This is a genomic window from Streptomyces sp. O3, from assembly GCF_054788135.1.
On record NZ_JBTVYK010000066.1, the window covers coordinates 21,437 to 39,464 of the forward strand.

Annotated in this window: 15 protein-coding genes; 3 read left to right on the plus strand and 12 right to left on the minus strand. The window is 72.7% G+C overall.

Annotated features, from left to right (window positions below; all coding sequences use genetic code 11):
• The first annotated feature begins 130 nt into the window (after nucleotides 1-130).
• On the plus strand, nucleotides 131-1,171 hold the full coding sequence (locus tag ACX6XY_RS26305; RefSeq protein ID WP_460335747.1) for a GlxA family transcriptional regulator: 1,041 nt from the start codon (nucleotides 131-133) through the stop codon (nucleotides 1,169-1,171).
• Here ACX6XY_RS26305 and ACX6XY_RS26310 read toward each other — a convergent pair.
• The 4 genes from ACX6XY_RS26310 to ACX6XY_RS26325 form a co-directional block, all read right to left on the minus strand.
• Nucleotides 1,159-2,601 carry a hypothetical protein gene (locus tag ACX6XY_RS26310; protein WP_460335750.1) on the minus strand — a complete coding sequence of 481 codons (1,443 nt, stop codon included), beginning with the start codon at nucleotides 2,599-2,601 and terminating at the stop codon, nucleotides 1,159-1,161. The two genes, ACX6XY_RS26305 and ACX6XY_RS26310, sit on opposite strands and share 13 nt — an antisense overlap.
• Nucleotides 2,602-2,673: 72 nt before the next feature.
• Nucleotides 2,674-3,768, minus strand: a complete 1,095-nt coding sequence (locus ACX6XY_RS26315) for a Zn-dependent alcohol dehydrogenase (protein ID WP_460335791.1) — start codon at nucleotides 3,766-3,768, stop codon at nucleotides 2,674-2,676.
• A 50-nt stretch (nucleotides 3,769-3,818) separates the two neighbouring features.
• The gene (locus ACX6XY_RS26320) at nucleotides 3,819-5,069 is read right to left on the minus strand and encodes an acyl-CoA dehydrogenase family protein (protein WP_460335751.1); all 1,251 of its coding nucleotides are present in this window, start codon (nucleotides 5,067-5,069) and stop codon (nucleotides 3,819-3,821) included.
• Nucleotides 5,070-5,125: 56 nt separating this feature from the next.
• A complete protein-coding gene (locus ACX6XY_RS26325; protein WP_460335753.1) occupies nucleotides 5,126-6,034 on the minus strand; it encodes an SDR family oxidoreductase in 909 nt (302 codons plus the stop codon).
• A gap of 83 nt (nucleotides 6,035-6,117) precedes the next feature.
• On the opposite strand from ACX6XY_RS26325, the gene ACX6XY_RS26330 reads away from it, so the two are divergent.
• On the plus strand, nucleotides 6,118-7,140 hold the full coding sequence (locus ACX6XY_RS26330) for a cyclase family protein (protein ID WP_460335755.1): 1,023 nt from the start codon (nucleotides 6,118-6,120) through the stop codon (nucleotides 7,138-7,140).
• A gap of 190 nt (nucleotides 7,141-7,330) precedes the next feature.
• On the opposite strand, the gene ACX6XY_RS26335 is transcribed toward ACX6XY_RS26330, so the two are convergent.
• The 4 genes from ACX6XY_RS26335 to ACX6XY_RS26350 all read right to left on the minus strand — a co-directional run bounded on the left by ACX6XY_RS26335 (nucleotide 7,331) and on the right by ACX6XY_RS26350 (nucleotide 11,529).
• The gene (locus ACX6XY_RS26335; RefSeq protein WP_460335758.1) at nucleotides 7,331-7,786 is read right to left on the minus strand and encodes an ATP-binding protein; all 456 of its coding nucleotides are present in this window, start codon (nucleotides 7,784-7,786) and stop codon (nucleotides 7,331-7,333) included.
• Between the two features lie 418 nt (nucleotides 7,787-8,204).
• The gene (locus ACX6XY_RS26340) at nucleotides 8,205-9,113 is read right to left on the minus strand and encodes an acyl-CoA dehydrogenase family protein (RefSeq protein WP_460335761.1); all 909 of its coding nucleotides are present in this window, start codon (nucleotides 9,111-9,113) and stop codon (nucleotides 8,205-8,207) included.
• A gap of 38 nt (nucleotides 9,114-9,151) precedes the next feature.
• Nucleotides 9,152-10,309: an acyl-CoA dehydrogenase family protein gene (locus tag ACX6XY_RS26345; RefSeq protein WP_460335764.1), complete on the minus strand. Its 1,158-nt coding sequence runs from the start codon at nucleotides 10,307-10,309 to the stop codon at nucleotides 9,152-9,154.
• An 11-nt stretch (nucleotides 10,310-10,320) separates the two neighbouring features.
• On the minus strand, nucleotides 10,321-11,529 hold the full coding sequence (locus ACX6XY_RS26350) for an amidohydrolase family protein (RefSeq protein ID WP_460335766.1): 1,209 nt from the start codon (nucleotides 11,527-11,529) through the stop codon (nucleotides 10,321-10,323).
• A 131-nt stretch (nucleotides 11,530-11,660) separates the two neighbouring features.
• On the opposite strand from ACX6XY_RS26350, the gene ACX6XY_RS26355 reads away from it, so the two are divergent.
• Nucleotides 11,661-13,241: a class I adenylate-forming enzyme family protein gene (locus ACX6XY_RS26355; protein ID WP_460335768.1), complete on the plus strand. Its 1,581-nt coding sequence runs from the start codon at nucleotides 11,661-11,663 to the stop codon at nucleotides 13,239-13,241.
• Between the two features lie 140 nt (nucleotides 13,242-13,381).
• Here the strand turns inward: ACX6XY_RS26355 and ACX6XY_RS26360 are convergent, their stop codons facing one another.
• The 4 genes from ACX6XY_RS26360 to ACX6XY_RS26375 all read right to left on the minus strand — a co-directional run bounded on the left by ACX6XY_RS26360 (nucleotide 13,382) and on the right by ACX6XY_RS26375 (nucleotide 17,780).
• Nucleotides 13,382-13,900 (minus strand): EF-hand domain-containing protein, encoded by a 519-nt coding sequence (locus ACX6XY_RS26360; RefSeq protein ID WP_460335771.1) that lies wholly within the window; start codon nucleotides 13,898-13,900, stop codon nucleotides 13,382-13,384.
• A 129-nt stretch (nucleotides 13,901-14,029) separates the two neighbouring features.
• Entirely contained in the window at nucleotides 14,030-16,363 is a 2,334-nt protein-coding gene (locus ACX6XY_RS26365) for a bifunctional serine/threonine-protein kinase/ABC transporter substrate-binding protein (protein WP_460335774.1), read from the minus strand.
• Nucleotides 16,360-16,500 carry a hypothetical protein gene (locus ACX6XY_RS26370; protein ID WP_460335777.1) on the minus strand — a complete coding sequence of 47 codons (141 nt, stop codon included), beginning with the start codon at nucleotides 16,498-16,500 and terminating at the stop codon, nucleotides 16,360-16,362. Before ACX6XY_RS26370 ends, ACX6XY_RS26365 begins: the two co-directional genes overlap by 4 nt.
• A 320-nt stretch (nucleotides 16,501-16,820) precedes the next feature.
• Nucleotides 16,821-17,780 carry a hypothetical protein gene (locus tag ACX6XY_RS26375; protein WP_460335780.1) on the minus strand — a complete coding sequence of 320 codons (960 nt, stop codon included), beginning with the start codon at nucleotides 17,778-17,780 and terminating at the stop codon, nucleotides 16,821-16,823.
• Nucleotides 17,781-18,028: the final 248 nt, after the last annotated feature.

The window sequence follows — 18,028 nt, forward strand, 5'->3', positions numbered from 1 at the left end:
ACGGGCGCAGGGCCGGAGGCGGGCGCGGGATCGGAAGCGGAGGCCGTTGTCTGTGTCACGCGCTCCAGGCTGCTGGTCGCGATCACGACAATCGAGTGGCCCGAGAGACAGCATTCGCTATGATCGGGCCATGCCTCTCGTTCACCGCGTGGTCGTGCTCGCCCTGGACGGTCTGCTGCCCTTCGAGCTCGGCATCCCGCACCGCATCTTCGGGCGCGCCAAGGACAGCGCGGGACGGCCCCTGTACGAGATCGTCACCTGCTCGGTCCGGCCGCCGGGCCCGGTCCGTACGGACTCCGACTTCGCGGTGCTCGTCGAGCACGGCCCCGAGACCCTGGCCACCGCCGACACCGTCGTCGTGCCCGCCTCGTACGAGCTCGGCCCGGTGCACGAGGAGGGGCGGCTGACCCCCGAACTGGCCGCCGCGCTCGCCCACATCAGGCCCGGCACCCGCATCGTCGCGATCTGCACGGGCGGGTACGTCCTGGCCGCGGCGGGCTACCTCGACGACCGCCCCGCCACCACGCACTGGTGGCACGCCGAGCACTTCCAGCGGCTCCACCCCACCGTCAAGGTCGACGCGGACGTCCTCTTCGTCGACGACGGCGACATCCTGACCTCCGCCGGAGTCGCCGCGGGCGTCGACCTCTGTCTGCACATCGTGCGCCGCGACCACGGTGCGGCGGTCGCCAACGACGTCGCCCGCCGCACCGTCGTACCGCCGCACCGGGACGGCGGCCAGGCCCAGTTCATCGAACGCCCGGTGCCCGAGGCCCAGTCGGCGGCCACCACGACCGCGCGCGCCTGGGCGCTCGGCCGCCTGCACGAGCCGATCCAGCTGCGCGACATGGCGCAGCAGGAGTCCATGTCGGTCCGGACCTTCACCCGCCGCTTCCGCGAGGAGACAGGCGTCAGCCCCGGCCAGTGGCTCACCCAGCAGCGCGTGGAACGGGCCAGGCACCTGCTGGAGAGCACCGGCCTCGGCATGGACCAGGTCGCACGCGACGCGGGATTCGGCACGGCGCAGTCCATGCGGCAGCATGTGCAGGCGGCACTCGGGGTGACCCCGACGGCGTACCGCCGCACGTTCCGGGCGGCGGACCGGACAGCGGACCGGGCGGCGGACCGGACAGCGGGCCAGGCGGCCGCGCGGGGCGTTCAGCCCGCGTAGGAGTCCACCCGGTCGCACACAAGAGTGCGGGTGTACTTCCGGTCGCGGAGCTCCGCCACGTATCCCGCTCGACCGGTCTTGCCCAAGCGGGTGGCGAACACCGGCCCGTCCCCCGTGCGTTCCTCCCCGGAATGCGGGTCCCTGACGGTGACCCGGACGCGGTGGGCGCGCCCTATCGCCACGACGGCCTCATCCCAGGCGGCGCACAGTTCGTCGCCCTTCGTCGAGAGCACGCCGATGCGCTCGTAGCGCCGCGGGACGTCCACGCCCACGAGCTCGCTGGTCGTCGCCCCACTGGGCTGCTCCTCGGTCCGTACGATCTCGTGACGTCCGGGCTTGCCGGGAAACCCGCCCTGCCACAGCCGCTTCCAGTTCACGTACTCAGCGCGGGCGTCCGACTCGCCCGACTCGTCCGACCCGCGCGCGGAGCGCTGGCACATCAGTTGCCGGGCGAGCGTACGTACCTGCGTCGCGTCGAACATCTCGGCTTCCGCCTCGTCCGCGCCCGCCTCGTCCGCGCCGGGGTCGTAGGTCACCGGCACGGGTACGACGTCGCCGCCGCGCAGCACGTAGTGCCGCATGTAGTAGCCGCCGCGCCTGCTGGGGACCCTCGCGCGCAGCAGCAGTCCGGAGGCCGAGCAGCGGTCCATCCGCGCGTCGTAGACGGCGACGGGCTCCGTGATCCCACCGGTGACCTTGAGCCGCCGCCACTCGTAGTCGTCCTCGTCCAGCCCGGCCGCTTCCACGCGGGTCAGCGAGCCGGGTAGTGCCAGCCGGGTCTCGCGCGCACCCGATCCGCGTGGGCTGCCGGAGGCGTCATCGTCGCTCGGCCAGTCGAGCGCCACCGGTATCACGTCCGTGCCTCTGTACCCGCGCGGGTACGGGTGCTCCTGGTAACCGTCCCCGCCCTCCTTCCTCTCGTAGCGGACGATCAGGTAAGGGGCCTGTGGCCGGGACGCGCGAAGGGAGTCGCCCGAGTCGACCAGGAGATAGACGGTGGGGACGCGTTCGGCTCCGATGCGCCCCGCGAAGAGGACCTGGGACCTCGGCGCTTCCAGCACGTTGGAGCGGCTCTGTGCGTCGAAGTCGCCGCCCTTGTCCCCGGTGGGCCGCGCGTCGCCGTGATGCGCCGCGACCGCGCGCAGGGCCGCCCGCAGGAGTTCCCTGTCTCCGGTGAGATCGCCGCGGGCGACCCAGTCCCTGCCATGCCCGGTACCGAGCCGCTTCACCCTCAGGTCCTCGACGGAGCCCACCACCGGGTCCTCGTCAGCGAAGGCGAGTACGGGACCCTCTCGCCATTTGTGCGCCGTCCACCCGGCTCCCACCCCGGCCGCTCCCACGACCAGGCAGAGCGTCAGCACCACAACCGCGTTGGCGCGCCAGCGACGCACCGCGCCGACGACCGCGACGCGCATCCCCCGGAACCTCATGCGACCCCGCCCTTTCACACGTACGTTCGCCGGAGCGTAACGCGCGGGCGGGGCGCGACCCGCAGACCCGATCTAGTCGAACGTCAGCACCCCGCGCGCCACCCGCCCCTGCTCCGCGTCGTCCACCGCCTTGGCGAAGTCCTCCACCGGGTACGTCTCCGTCACCAGCTCGTCCAGCAGGAGCCGCCCCTGCCGGTACAGCTCCGCGTAGAGCGCGACGTCGCGCTGCGGTCGCGAGGCCCCGTAGCGGCAGCCCAGGATCGACTTGTCCAGGAACAGGTCCGCCGGAACGAAGGACGCCTCGGCTCCGGCGCGCGGCATGCCGAGCAGGACGGCCTGGCCGTGCCGGTCGAGCAGGTCCACGGCCTGCCGGATCAGCTTCGTACTGCCCACGCACTCGAATACGTGGTCCGCGCCGGCCGGCAGGATCTCGCGCACCGCGGCCGGGGTGTCGGCCGCGCGCGGCGACGCGTCGCCGCCCCGCGACGACGCGTCGATGAAGTGGGTGGCCCCGAACCGCCGTGCCGCCGCCTCCTTCGCCGGATTCGCGTCCACCGCGACGACGGTGAGCGCGCCCGCGAGCCGCGCCCCTTGGAGCACGTTGAGGCCGACCCCGCCCGCGCCGATGACGACCACGCTGTCGCCGCGCTCCACGCGCGCGCGGTTGAACACCGCGCCCACGCCGGTCAGTACCGCGCACCCGATGAGCGCCGCCGACGTCAGCGGGACGTCCTCGGGGATCCGCACCGCCTGTACGGCCTGCACGACGGTCCGTTCCGCGAAGGCCGAGTTCGAGGCGAACTGGTACAGCGGCCGCCCGTCCCGCGCGAACGGCTGGCCCGGCCTCCCGATCGCCTTCCGGCACATGGTGGGCCGCCCCCGGTCGCACTCGGCGCACGCCCCGCAGTTGGCGAGCGTGGACAACGCCACGTGATCGCCGGGCGCGACGTGGGTGACGCCCGCGCCGACCGCCTCGACCACGCCCGCGCCCTCGTGCCCGAGCACCACCGGCAGCGGGAACGGGATCGTCCCGTCGATCACGGACAGATCGCTGTGGCACAGCCCGGCCGCGGCGACCGCGACCAGCACCTCGCCCGGTCCCGGCTCGCGCACCTCCAGGTCGTCGACGACCTGGGCGCGCTTCCCGTCGAAGACCACACCGCGTATCCGCCTCGCCGCGTTCGCCACGTTCGCCGCACTCGCCGCACTCGCCGCGCTCATCGGACGCCTCCCTTGGGCTCCTTGGGCAGGCCGAGCACGCGCTCGGCGATGATGTTGCGCTGGATCTCGTCCGAGCCGCCGTAGATCGTGTCCGCCCGACTGAAGAGGAACAGCCGCTGCCACACGTCCAGTTCGTACGGTCCCCCGCCGCCCGTGCCGCGCCCGTCGCTCCAGTCGTACGGGCCGACCGTCGCGGCGACGCCCCGTACCGCCATGGCCAGTTCGCCGAGGCGCTGGTGCCAGCCGCCCCAGAGCAGCTTGGCGACACTGGGCGCGCCAACCGCCTCCGCACCCTGCCCCTGGCTCTGACCCTGGCCCTGGCCCTGGCTGTGCCCCTGCTCCGAACTGCCTAGTGTGTACAGGGCGTTCCAGCGCATGGTGCGAAGCTCAGCCCACTGCCGTACGAGGCGGTCCCTGAGTACGGGATCGGCGGCCGCCGCTTCGGAGGCGACGGCCTCGCGCACCACGCCCGCGAGTTCCTCGGCGAAGCCGATCTGCTGGACCAGCGTGGACACTCCGCGTTCCCGCGCGAGCAGGCTCATGGCCACGGCCCAGCCGTTGCCCGCCCCGCCGACGACGTCCGCGGCGGCGGCCTCGGCTCCGTCGAAGAAGACCTCGTTGAACTCGCTGGTGCCGGTGAGTTGGGTGATCGGTCTGACCTCGATACGGCCCGGCTGGTCCATCGGCACGAGCAGGAACGACAGGCCGTGGTGCCGCGCCGAACCGGGCTCGGTCCTGGCCAGGACGAAGCACCAGTCGGCGTCCTGTGCGAGCGAGGTCCAGATCTTCTGGCCGGTGACGCGGTACGTGTCTCCCGCGCGCCGAGCCGTTGTGCGTACCCCGGCGAGGTCCGACCCCGCGCCGGGTTCGCTGTAGCCCTGGCACCAGAGGGCCTCGCCGCGGGCGATGGGGGGCAGGAAGCGCCGCTTCTGGTCGTCGGTGCCGTGGGCGATGAGGGTGGGCGCGAGGAGGTTCTCGCCGATGTGGCCGCAGCGGGCGGGGGCCCCGGCTCGGGCGTACTCCTCGGCCCAGACGACCTGTTGAGTGAGGCTCGCCGTCCGGTTCCCGTACGCGGCGTCCGGCCACCCCAGGCCGATCCAGCCGCCCGCGCCGAGTTCACGCTCCCAGGCGCGGCGGGCTTCGGCGGCTCCGGCGGCTCCAGTGAAGCCGCCGGTGAGGTGCGCCTGGAGCCAGGCGCGGGCGTCCTCGCGGAACGCGTCGTCTGCTGCGTCGAACCCGAACTCCACGGTGGTTCCTCCTGGCGTGTTCGCCCTCCGGGCTCATCCTCGACCGCCGGACGGGCTCAATTCGGCCGCGCCCCCTTCGCCGCCGCCGACGCCATCGCCTCCACCTGGGCCAGCAGCGGCATCGGGTCGACGCCCACCGTCCCCGGCAGGAAGTCCGCGATCCTGGCCGGGGTCCAGCCCCCTTCCGCGTACCCCGCCCGCAGCTCGCGCGGCTGCGCCCAGACCGCGATCTTGGGTCCGGCGACGGTGTACACCTGCCCGGTGATCCCCTCCTCGCGGGCCCGCTCGCTCAGCAGGTAGACCACGAGCGCCGCCACGTCCTCCGGCTCCCCGATCTCCTTCAGCTCCATCGGGACGTTCGCCGACATCCTGGTACGGGCGACCGGCGCGACCGCGTTGGCGGTGACTCCGTACTTGTGCAGCCCGAGCGCCGCGCTCCGCACCAGCGAGATCACGCCGCCCTTCGCCGACGCGTAGTTGGCCTGCGAGACGCTGCCCTGGTGGTTGCCGCTGGTGAAGCCGATCAGCGTCCCGGCGCCCTGCTTGCGCATCAGCGCCGACGCCGCGCGGAACACCGTGAAGGTGCCCTTGAGGTGGGTGGCGACCACCGGGTCCCACTCCTCCTCCGACATGTTGAACAGCATCCGCTCGCGCAGGATCCCGGCGACGCAGACGACCCCGTCCAGGCGTCCGTACTCCGCCTGCGCCACGTCCACGACCCGCTGGCCGCCCGCCATGGTCGAGACGTCGTCGGCCACGGCGACCGCTTCGCCGCCCGCCGCCCGGATCTCCTTGACCACGGACTCGGCTATCTCGCTGGCTGGTTGGCCGCCGTCGACGGCGACGCCGTAGTCGTTGACGACGACCTTCGCGCCGTCCGCCGCCGCGGCCAGTGCGACCGCCCGCCCGATGCCCCGACCGGCGCCGGTCACGGCGACGACCTTGCCTGCCAAGAAGTTCCCCACGCCCGGCCCCTTCCCGCGGTTTCTGACGGACCGTTAGATTTTATGGGGCATCGGACGCGAAAGCACAAGAGCCAGGAGGCCCCATGTCCGCCGACCCCACCGATTCCGCCGCCCCCTCCGTCGATCCCCCCGCCGATCCCGCCGCCGATCCCGCCGATCCCGCCGGGGCGCAGCCCCCTCCTCCCCTCCCTCCCGAGTTCCACGACATCGCCAAGCGCGTGAACAACTGGGACCGTTGGGGGCCGGACGACGAGCTCGGCACCCTGAACCTGATCACCGACGAGGTCGTACGCGGCGCGGCGGCCGAGGTGCGGACCGGCCGCCGGATCCCGCTCGCACTGCCCCTGCGCCAGGACGGGGTGCAGACAGGCGTCATTCCGGGGCGGGTCAACCCGCTCCACAGCATGGTGCAGATCAACCAGGAGCTGTTCGGCCCCGGCACGGTCGCCTGCAGCGACGACGTCGTGACGATGGGCCTCCAGGCGGCCACGCACTGGGACGCGCTCACCCATGTCTCCCACTCGGGCAGGCTCTACAACGGCAGGCCCGCCGACTCCATCACCCCGCACGCCGGGGCGCGGTTCAGCGGCATCGACAAGGCCGGGCCCGTGGTCTCGCGCGGGGTCCTGCTGGACGTCGCCCGCGCCAAGGGCGTGGACCGGCTGCCCGGCGACCACCCCGTGACCCCCGAAGACCTGTCCGAGGCCGAGGAGTTCGCGGGCGTCACGGTGCGCTCCGGCGACATCGTCCTCGTACGCACCGGACAGATGAGGGTCTATCTGGCGGGGGACAAGCACGCGTACGGCTATCCGTCGCCGGGGCTTTCGGTGCGCGCGCCGGAGTGGTTCCACGCGCGGGACGTCGCGGCGGTCGCCAACGACACGCTCACGTTCGAGATCTTCCCGCCGGAGATCGAGCATCTCTGGATGCCCGTGCACGCGCTGCACCTGGTCGAGATGGGCATGCTTCAGGGGCAGAACTTCCAGCTTGAGGAGTTGTCCACAGCCTGTGCACAGCAGTCGCGGTACGCGTTCCTGCTCGCGGCGGTCCCGGAGCCGTTCGTCGGAGCCACGGGCACACCGGTCGCGCCGGTCGCGGTGCTGTGAGCTGCGGCGCTGTGACCGGTACGCGCCGCACACGGCACGGGCGGCGGCGCGCCCAGTCACCCCGAGCGCGCTCGCCGAGGTCAGTCCTGCCCCGCGTCAGCCCTCCTCGGCGTCCCCTCACGGCGCATCACTGCGAACCAGCGTGATCAGGCGGTCACGCCACGTCAATACCTGCCCGGCGTTCTGCCAGCTATGCCGGAAAAGCGACGGCGCACGCGGGTTCCACCAGACCGGCGCTCGACGCGCGGCAGTCCACCTCGCACCAGACGCGCTTGCCCGCGCCCTCCGGCTGCCAGCCCCACCGGGAGGCGAGCCCGTCGACGAGTTCGAGGCCGCGGCCGTGGGTGGCGTCGTCGTCGGCGTGCCGGGGCCGGGGCGGCCGGGCGCTGATGTCGGCGACCTCGACCCGTACCGCGCCCGGACTCTCCGCCAGCGGGTCGGGGCACCGCAGACTCAGCACCGCGGGCGATCTGGTGTGCACCACGGCGTTGGTGACGAGTTCGGAAACGATCAGGACGACGGACTCGGCGAGCGACTCGTCCGCGTCTATCCCACAGCGGGCCAACCGGTCCCTGGCCCACCGGCGGACGCGCCCCACCTCGGCGGGGTCCGCCGTGATCTCCGTCTGCGTTTGAAGCACCTGCACCGCTCACACCATCCGAACCGGCGGACACATCGCCTCGTGTCTCCCAGGGGCCACGGAGCGTGATCCCCTTACGAGACAGCATGGTTGACGTACAGTCACCCCAACAAGCGCTTCGGGCATATTCCAGCGCGAAGGAGTACGCATGCGGCATACTGTGCGACGCACTCGCGGGGGAGTCGAACAATAGGGTGCGCGGCCCCGCAGTGCCCTGCGAGAGGCGCGCGACGCCGCTTCCGACGCGCCCCATCGGGCCGCACCAGCATGGCTCAGCATCAGGACCACCGCCAGGACCACTCGCATCTCACGGAGCGTACCGGAGCGAGCACCCGACTCCGCGCCGTGACGAGCGCGCCTTGGGACACAGGTCGATATCGACACCGCGCGGTCACCTCCGCCCTGCAGTCATCCAGCCGTCCGGCTACAGCCCGGCCGCCAGCAGCTCCTCCGCCTCACCCGCCGACGTGCCCAGCTCGGCGCGCAGCCACGCCCGCTTGAGGTGCAGGTGCACGTCGGCCTCCCAGGTGAAGCCCATCCCGCCGTACACCTGAAGGCAGTCGCGCGCATTGCCGACCGCCGCCTCGTCGGCGAGCAGCCCGGCCGCCGCGATGTCCGGCGCGTCACCGGTCACGGCGGCCGCGTAGACCGCCGCGCGCGCCGCCTCGACCCGTACGAGCAGCTGTGCGCACAGATGTTTCACGGCTTGGAATCCGCCGATGGGCTGACCGAACTGCACGCGTTCCTTGGCGTATTGGACGGCCATCTCGCAGGTGCGGGACGCGCTGCCGAGCTGCTCGGCGGCGGTGAGCAGCTCGGCCGCCGGTTCCGGGGCGCGACGCTTCCCGCCGGGCACCCGGTGCAGCGGCGTCAGCGGGTCCAGCGACCTCAGCGGTACGGCCCCGAACGCGTCACCCCGTACGACGTCGGACTCGGCCAGCCACGGCACGAGCACCCCGTCGACAGCGGTGACCACCGTCTCGCCCGTCGCGGCCCCCGGCACCTCACCAGCGGCGAGATGTGTGGCGACCAGCGGCCCCGGCAGCAGGGCCCGCCCCGCCTCCTCGAAGACCAGCACCGCCTCGGGCAGCCCGCGACCGACGCCGCCCTCGTGTTCCGGCAGCCGCAGCGCGAAGAACCCGGCGTCGCCGAGCTCGCGCCACAGGCCACGATCGAGCACAGGCGCGCCCGCGTCCGCGTCGCCCGTACGAGCGGCATCCGCACCCGCGCCCGGCACGGCGGCCCGAAGCGCCTCCCGGCCGAAGCGACCGGCCAGCAGCTCCCGCACACCTGCCTGCAACGCCACTTGTTCATCGCTGAGTTGGAAGTCCACAGCGCACCGCCCCACGCCCCTTCGACGCCCCTTCGGCGCTACTTCCGCAGGCCGAGAATCCGCTCGGCCACAATGTTCCGCTGGATCTGCGACGTACCGGCCGCGATCGTGTACGCCAGCGAGGACAGCCGCTCCAGGTTCCAATCCCGCCCGAGATCAAGGCAGTCGGGCCCGAGCACGGCCGAGGCCGCGTCGTACAGCTCCTGTCGGGCGTGCGAGTACCGGAGCTTGAACACCGAGCCGCCGACGCCCGGCACTCCGCCGGTGCGCTGCGCCTCGCTCACGTTCCACTGCGTGAGCCGCCACAGCGCGGCGAACTCCGCGCTCAGCCGTCCCAGCCTCCGGCGCAGCACCGGGTCGTCCCAGCGCCCGTTCTTACGGGCCTCGGCGGCGAGTTGCCCGAGCGTACGACGGCATGCCACGACCTCGCCGACGAACGCCGTGCCGCGCTCGAACGACAGCGTGACCATGGTGACCCGCCAGCCGTCGTTCTCCGCGCCGACCCGGTTCGCGACCGGAACCCGCACCTCGTCCAGGAACATCTCCGCGAACTCGGTCGAGCCCGCGAGCGTACGCAGCGGCCGTACGGTGACGCCCGGCGCGTCCATCGGCATCGCGAGCCAGGAGATCCCCCGGTGCTTGGGCACGTCCTCGCTCACGGCGTCCGTGCGCACCAACAGCTCGCACCAGTCGGCGACTTCGGCGTGCGAGGTCCAGATCTTCGACCCGCTGACGACGTACGCGTCCCCGTCCCGTACGGCGCGGGTCCGCAGCGCGGCCAGGTCGGACCCGGCGTCCGGCTCGCTGAACCCCTGGCACCACACCTCGTCGCCGCGCAGTACGGGCGGCAGCCAGCGGGCCCGCTGCTCGGGCGTCCCTTCGGCGGCGATGGTGGGCCCGGCGTGCAGCAGGCCGACGAAGTTCGCGCCGACGTACGGGGCGCCCGCGCGTTCGGTCTCCTCCAGGTAGATCAGGTGCTGGGTGGGCGACGCGCCCTGGCCTCCCGCGTCGACGGGCCAGTGCAGCCCCGCGTACCCCGCCTCGTACAGCATCCGCTGCCAGCCGAGGTCGTACGCCCGGCGGCCCGGCCAGTCGTCGGGTGCGGGGCGCGGCGGGAGCGTCGGCAGCACCCGCGCCAGCCAGGCGCGCAGCCGCGCCCGGAATTCCTCTTCCTCGGCGGTGTAGGCGAGATCCACGGGTTCTCAACTCACCGGCCCTGGTCGGGATCGAGGCCGAGCAGGCGGATGGCGTTGCCGCGCATCAGCTTGTAGACGGTCTCCTCGTCCAGTCCCTTGACGTGGTCGAGCGCGACCTCCTTCGTATGCGGGAAGGTCGAGTCGACGTGCGGGTAGTCGGTCTCGAAGGTGGCGTTGTCGCGCCCGACGACGTCGAGGGACGCCACCCCGTGCTTGTCGCGGAAGAAGCAGCAGAAGATCTGCCGGTAGTAGTACGTGGACGGCGGCTCGGGGATCAGATCACGGACCCCGCCCCAGGCCCGGTGCTCCTCCCACACGTCGTCGGCGCGCTCCAGGGCGTACGGGATCCATCCCATCTGCCCTTCGCTGTAGGCGAGTTTGAGGCGCGGGTACTTCACCAGGACCCCGGAGAAGAGGAAGTCCATCATCGAGGCCATGGCGTTGTTGAAGCTGAGCGCGGCCTGCACGGCGGGCGGCGCGTCCGGCGACGCGGCGGGCATCTGCGACGACGAGCCGATGTGCATGTTGACGGCCGTCCCGGTCTCCTGGCATACGGCGAAGAAGGGGTCCCAGTAGCCGGAATGGATGGAGGGCAGCCCGAGGTAGGTGGGGATCTCGGAGAAGGTGACGGCCCGGACCCCGCGCGCGGCGTTCCGCTCGACCTCGGCGACGGCCAGGTCCACGTCCCACAGCGGGATCAGGCACAGCGGGATGAGCCGCCCGCCGCTGCCCCCGCACCACTCCTCCACCATCCAGTCGTTGTACGCGCGCACGCAGGCGAGCGCGACCTCCTTGTCGTGCGCCTCGGCGAAGGTCTGCCCGCAGAACCGCGGGAAGGTGGGAAAGCAGAGCGAGGCCTCCACATGGTTGAGGTCCATGTCCGCCAGCCGCGCCTTCGGGTCCCAGCAGCCCCGCCGCATCTCGGCGCGGGTGATGCCCTCCAGGGTCATGTCGTCGCGGTCGAAGCCGACAGCGGCGATGTTGCGCTTGTACGGGAACTTCAGGTCCTCGTAGATCCACCAGTCGGCGGGCGGCCCGTCCGGGTCCATGGTGATCACGTACTTGCCTCCGGTGTAGGCGAGTTCGCCGATCCCGGCGGTGAGCGGCTTGGGGCCGCGGTCCCGGTACTTCTTCGGCAGCCAGGTCTCGAAGAGGTGCGCGGGCTCGATCACATGGTCGTCGACGCTGATGATCCGAGGCAGTTCCATCGCTTCCCCCATCGCTTCCCCTCACCATTTCTGATGGACCGTCAGATTGAGACTAGCGCCCGCCCCTCTGGACCGACAAGGCGCCGAGCCCTACGCTCTGCAACGATCTGACACCTCATCAGTTCGAGAGCCGGGGGTACGGCATGCGCGACGACACCGCACGCGAGCTGGACGCATCCGCCACCCTCTGGGAACTGATCAGCCGCCGCGCCGACCTGACCCCCGACCGCCCCGCTCTGATCCAGGCCGACCCTGACCCCGCCGCCGACCGCGCCCTCACCTTCGGCGACCTGCGCGCCCGCGCCGAACGCGTCGCGGCGGGCCTGTACAACATGGGCGTACGCCCCGGCACAGTGGTGGCCTGGCAGCTCCCCACCCGCGTCGAGACCGTCCTGCTGGCCGCCGCGCTGGCCCGCGTCGGCGCGGTGCAGACCCCCCTCATCCCCTTCTACCGGGACCGCGAGGTGGACTTCGCGCTGCGCGAGTCCCACGCCGAGTTCTTCGCCTCGCCCGGAGTGTGGCGGGACTTCGACCACACGGCGATGGCGCGACGGCTCGGAGCGCGGGGCGTCTTCCCCGCCTACGGCACCCCGGACCTGCCGGACGGCGACCCGTCCGCGCTCCCCCCGCCGCCCGCGTCCGGGACGGCGGTCCGCTGGATCTACTGGACCTCGGGCACGACCTCCGACCCCAAGGGCGTACGCCACACCGACCGTTCACTCATCGCGGGCGGCTCCTGCCTGGCCCACGCACTGCGTCTGACGCCCGACGACGTCGGCTCGATCGCCTTCCCCTTCGCGCACATAGGCGGCCCCGACTATCTGGTCATGCTCCTGCTCTACGGTTTCCCCGCCGTCCTCTTCGAGAAGTTCGCCCTGCCGGACGCGCTGGACGGCTACCGCAGACACGGCGTGACGACGGCGGGCGGCTCCACCGCGTTCTACTCCATGTTCCTCGCCGAGCAGCGCAAACAGCCAGGCCGTCCCCTCATCCCCACCCTGCGCCTGCTGGCGGGCGGCGGCGCGCCGAAGCCCCCGGAGCTGTACCACGCGGTCCGCGCCGAGCTGGGCTGCCAGCTCACCCACGGCTACGGCATGACCGAGGTCCCCATGATCACCATGGGCGCCCCCGACGACACCCCGGAGAACCTGGCCACCACGGAGGGCCGCCCGCCGTCCACCATGGACATCCGCGTCACGGACCCGGACGGCAAACCGCTGGGGGCCGACGCCGAGGGCGAGATCCGCCTGCGCGGCGAGGCGGTCTGCCAGGGCTACCTGGACCCGGCCCACACGGCCGCCGCCTTCGACGCGGACGGCTACCTGCTCACCGGCGACCTGGGCAAGCTGACCGCCGACGGCCACCTGGTCCTCACCGGCCGCCTCAAAGACGTGATCATCCGCAAGGGCGAGAACATCTCAGCGAAGGAGATCGAGGACCTGCTGCACCAGCACCCCGCCGTGGCCGACGCGGCCGTCATCGGCCTCCCGGACCCGGAGCGCGGCGAACGCGTCTGCGCGGTACTCGAACAGCGCGAACAGCCCGAGGGTTCGGAACCCCTGACCCTCCCAGCCCTGACCGCCCACCTCCGCGCCGCAGGCCTCGCCGTCCACAAGCTCCCCGAACAGCTGGAGATCCTGGACGCCCTCCCCCGCAACGAGACGCTCCGCAAGGTGCTCAAGTACAAGCTGCGCGAACGCTTCACCGCAGCCGGGAATCCGTGATCACGAGTCGACCAGACCGACCGCTACGTACGACCAGCTCAGCGACTACGCGGAGGCGTTCACCGGCGAAGCGGACCGGCGCGGCGAGCGCGTCAGGGCAGACATCAGCGACCAGAAGATCACCGTCCGCGGGACGAGTCCTACGCGTCCGGCTCCGGGGTGGTGAAGTACTCGGCGAAGACGGACAGCACACGGTCCTCCGACGCGATGCGGCCGCCGCCGTCCAGGAGGGCCGCCGCCGCGGTCGCCGCCGCGTCGGGGGCCACTCCGAGCGCCCGCAGCGCGCGCTCGGCGGCCGACGCCGTGGGGCCCTGGCCGTCCTCGTCGGCGACCGCGATCGCCGCGCGCAGGAAGGGCCGGGCGATCTCGGCGAAGCGCTCGGGGTTGTCGCGCAGGCGCTTCACCGCCCCGGTGATGAACTCGTCGCGGGTGACCCGCTGGTCTCCGTTCACGTCGGCGATGCCCGCCATGCCCTGCCAGAGCGCCTCCGCGCCGATGTAGAGCGCCTGGCCCTTGTCGCTGCGGGCCGTCGTGCCGAACTCGGCGAGCAGGGCCCTCGCCGCGGTGCCGAAGTCGTCGCGGGCGATGTAGCCGTTGCGGTCCTGGTCGAAGGTCGCGAAACGAGCGGCGATCCTGCGCTCGTACTCTGCGCTGTCCATCGGGGTCCTTTCGAGCGCGTCGTGTTCCTGTGGGAGCGTACGCCGCGCGGGTGCCGCCGGGGCCGGAGCGGACGGGTTTGTGGCGTAGTTGGTGAGGTTCCGGTACATCCGGCGGGGCGGACGCCGGGCTCAGAGGGAGACCAGGTCGGCCGCGTTGCCGAGCCAGCGGACGCGGTCGCGCTCGACCCGGTAGAGGAAGGTGCCGTGCCCGGTGAAGTCGCCGTCCGTCCGCTGGAACGCCAGCTCCTTCGTGACCCCCTCGTACGTGGTGGCGCGCAGCAGGCGGATCGCGGTGGTGCGCTCGACCGCGCCGGAGGCGGGGTCCGGCGTGGAGCGGCCGCCCGCGAACGCCGCCGCGGTCAGCTGGATCGCGTCGAACGCCTCGGCCGCGTACGGCGCGGGGTCCGCCCCGTACCGCTTCCGGTAGGCCTCGGCGAAGCCGCGTAGGCCGGGGTCGGCCGCCGGGTCGGTGACGTACGAGGTGAGCAGCCAGCCCCGCGCGGACGGACCGGCCCGCTCGACGAACCGCGGGTCGTTGACGCGCGTCGTGCCGATGCGCAGCCCCTTGAATCCGGTGCGGGTCAGCGCGCGGGCGAGGCGGGCGGCGTCCGGGTACGACCCGGCGTAGACCAGGGCGTCGGCTCCGTCGTCGCGGATCTCGCGCGCGGCGGGCTCGTGGTCGTCGGTGCCCGCGGGCACGATCCACGAGCGGGTCGCGATCCGCCCCCTGAGGGCCTCCCGCACGGTGCGGGTGACGCCCCAGCCGTAGGCGGTACGGTCGTCGACCAGCGCCACCCGGCGGGCCTTCGCCTTCTGCGCCAGCCAGGCGACGACGGCGTCGGCCTGGGCGTAGTCGTCGGGTGTGACGCGCACCAGCGAGGTCGGGTTGCGCTGGGTGAGTTCGCCGGACGCGGCCGAGAGCACCAGGGTGGCCAGTTCCGCCTCGGCGTAGAGGGCGGCGGTGCCCAGGGCGGTGGCGTTCGTCGAGGAGCCGATGACCGCGATGACGTCCGGGTCGGCGACGAGACCGGACGCCACGTCGAGGGCGTCGCTGACGCGCCCCTTGTCGTCCAGGGCCCGCAGGGCGAACGTGAACGGCAGGGCGGCGCGGGCGTTGACCTGCTCGACCGCCAGCCGAGCGCCGCGCTCCTGCGCGGTGCCGACGGTGGCGCCGGGTCCCGACAGGTCGGCGTGCAGCCCGATCACGTACCGGGTACGACGTGGTCCCCGCGCCCCGCCGCGCCCTGAGCCACCGCCGCGGTCGCCGTCGCGGAGCGCGGCCCACAGGCCGAGCCCCCCGCCGACCGCGACGACCGAGGCCGCGCCGGACAGGGTGAGCAGGCGTCTGCGGGTGACGGGGGGACGGGTCGGGGCGGCGGGGTCGTCGGGGGCGACGTCAGGAGGCTCGTCGACCGGATCGACCGGATCGACCGGATCGGCCGGATCGACCGGATCGACCGGATCGGTGTTCGCGAGGGTATCCGGGTCCGCCGAGGCGTCCGAGGCGTCCGACGTGACCGGAGCATCCGACGTGACCGGGGCGGCCGGGCCGACGGGCGTGACCGTGTCAGCGTTGTCGACGTCCAGCAGCTCGGCGGCCCGCGCCGCGATCAGCCGCGTGATCTCGCCGGGCAGCCAGTCGTCCTCACCGGGAAGACCGGCCGCCCCGGCGAGTGCGGACCGCAGCTCGGCGGTGCTCGGCCGCTCCTGCGGGTCCTTCGCCATGGCGGAGCGCAACAGCGCCCGCCAGGCAGCCGGTACGCGGCTCAGGTCGGGCTCGTCGTACACCGCCGCGTACAGCAGCCCGACTTGGTCGCGCCGCCCGAAAGGCGGCATGCCCCCCAGGGCGTACGTGAGGACCGCGCCGAGCGAGAACACATCGCTCGCGGGCCCCGCGCGCAGCCCACAGGCCTGCTCGGGCGAGAGGAAGCCGGGCGAGCCGACGATGTCGCCGTCGGCGGTGAGCACGGTATCGGCCAGGGCGTGCGCGATCCCGAAGTCGATCAGGCGGGGCCCGTCCAGCGCGAGCAGCGCGTTCGCCGGTTTGACGTCACGGTGGACCAGGCCGACCTCGTGCACCCGGTTCAGGGCCTCGGCGAGCATCGTGCCCAGGTAGGCGACGGTCGGCGGGGGCAGCGGACCGTACTCCCGTACGGCGTCCTCCACCGACGGGCCGCCGACATACGCGGTGACCAGCCAGGGGGACGCCGCTTCCCGGTCGGCGTCCAGGACCGGGAGGACCCAGCGCGAGGCGACCCGCCGGGCGAGGTCCACCTCGCGGTGGAAGCGCCTGCGGAAGTCCACGTCGTCCGCGTGGTGCGGATGCACCGTCTTGATCGCCACATGGCGGCCGCCGGCCGAACGCCCCAGGTACACCACGCCCATGCCGCCCGCGCCCAGCCTGCGCAGCAGCCGGTACGGGCCGATCCTGACCGGGTCGGATGCGCGCAGCCGTCCGGTCAACTTCCGCCCAGCTCTCCCGCCAGCCGCGTCAGCATGGCGGCCCCGGTGCGGGCCTCCACGGCGCTCAGCTCCTCCTTGCCGTGCCCGTCCCCGCCGCGCGCGGTAACGGTCACGGTCACCGGCCCATTACGCAACATCCACCAATGGTAGTAGTAGGGCCCCGACCCGTCAGCCGGTCGGTACTCACCCAATTCCTGAAGCGTCTCATCGGCGTTCGGCACCGGCTGCGGCGGCCCCCTTGGGCGAACGGTGCACGGTCACGATCACGGCACAACGTCAGGCCGTGAAGCGGAACGACACCACCTAGCCAGACCGACATCACGCCGTGCCCCTCGCGCTCAGCGTTCCCGCCTCTCCGGTGGGGCGCTGAGCCCAAGGGCGGCGAGACATGAAGAGGCCGGTTCAGCTTCGCCTTGAGCGCGTCGACCTGTTCTTGGCGTGCGGCGTGGCCTTCACGCTACGGCAGCGGCGCGCCGCGGTTCAGGGTGTGCTGGTTGAGTGAGTCCGGGTCGCCGATCCAGTAGTAGAGGGTGGGCCGTTCTTCGGTTCCGCCGAACTCCCAGCCCCGTTTCTCCAGGCAGTCGCTGATGCTGAGAGCGACCTGCGGGGTTCCGGACGGCGACGTGCCCCGCGCCCACGTGCCGGAGCCGCTGCACCGCCTGGACGCGTCCTCGTACATGCGGACGTCCAGATCGTCGGCCACCGCGGTGCCGTCGGCCCGGAGGGTGAGAGTGCCGCCTTGGTCGTCGGTCCAAGTGCCGACGAGTTGCGCCTCGGTGAGCCGTGGCGGCTCGTATATCTGGACCAGACCGGTCGCGTAGGCCGCCAGGCCACCGGCGAAGACCACCGACGACAGCGCCAGCCCGCAGCCGAGCACCACCGCGCCCAGCCCGAACCGTGCGCCCGTGCCGCGCCGGACGGTCACCGCCCGTGCGCACAGGGCGGCGGGAGCCATGCCGAGGAAGGCCACGAGGAGAACCAGCGCGGGCACGCTCCAACTGCCGCCGAGAAGTATCGTCGGCACCCCGGTGCCCACGGCGGCCACCGTGGCGAACACGCCGCAGGCGGCCAGGCACCAGCGCACCGTCTCCGCCCGCCCGGCCCTGCTGGCCGACCAGCGCGACAACTGCACGACCGGCAGGACGGCCGCCGCCGAGACGATCAGCCCCGCCAGGCCGAGCGCGATCGCGGTGATCACGGCGAAGAGGAGATACCCGACGTAGGCCCCGAAGCCAGCGGCGACATAGTGCTCCTCCCGCAGGCCCGCCAGGAAGGCGACGACGAGTGCGAGCGTGCCCTCCCCCGCCAGCGCCACGGCCCCCGTCAGCCACGCGGCCGTCCAGCCCGCGCCGCCGACACGCTCCGGCACCGCGGGAGTCGCCGCCGCTTCCTGCCGCTCCATCGTCCAGTGCGCCATCCCCGCCCCTTCCCATCCTTCTTCCCGCCTTGCCCCTCCCCCGTCTGTCTACTTCATCATGCACCTGACCAGCAGGGAGGCCGCGGCAGGGGTGGCGCTCCGAAGGCCGACCCCGTGGCCCCCGCGGCCCCCCCCCCCCCCGGGGGGGCCCCCCCCCGCCCCGGGGGGGCCCCGACGTCAGCCGGACTGCCGTCGCTGACGGGACTCCGCTTCTACGCGGCCATGGCGGTGTTCCTGTACCACGTCAC